Origin of the sequence: Stenotrophomonas sp. 3diitr2024 (genome assembly GCF_042136455.1) — a bacterium.
Lineage (GTDB): Bacteria > Pseudomonadota > Gammaproteobacteria > Xanthomonadales > Xanthomonadaceae > Stenotrophomonas > Stenotrophomonas sepilia.
This window is the reverse complement of sequence record NZ_JBHHMJ010000379.1, coordinates 1-322: the sequence shown is the minus strand read 5'-3', so window position 1 is coordinate 322 and position 322 is coordinate 1. Positions and strand designations below refer to the sequence as shown.

At 69.9% G+C, this 322-nt stretch carries 1 pseudogene; it reads left to right on the top strand.

The features are described from left to right. Nucleotides 1-322: pseudogene (locus ABGA94_RS09450) on the top strand (ketol-acid reductoisomerase); the annotation flags it as partial.

Here is a 322-nt window from a genome sequence, read left to right as displayed (position 1 = left end):
GCCGAAATGGTGGCCGACGCGATCAACGCGCAGTGGCCAGCCGATGTGCGCGTGGTGCACACCACCAGCCTGCTGACCCACCCGGCGCTGTACCTGCAGCGTGACCGACCGACCCTGCGGTCGCTGGAAGCGCTGCGTGATGGTTACCTGAGCGTGTCCATCGCCCGTTTCGAGCGCACCCGCAACCGCGAAGCGACGCGCCTGGTGGTGCTGGTCGCACCGAAGGGCCCGGGTGCGCTGGTGCGCCGTGAGTACGAGATCGGCCGTGGCGTGCCGTGCATCTGGGCGGTCTACCAGGACGTCAGCGGCAAGGCCGCGCAGC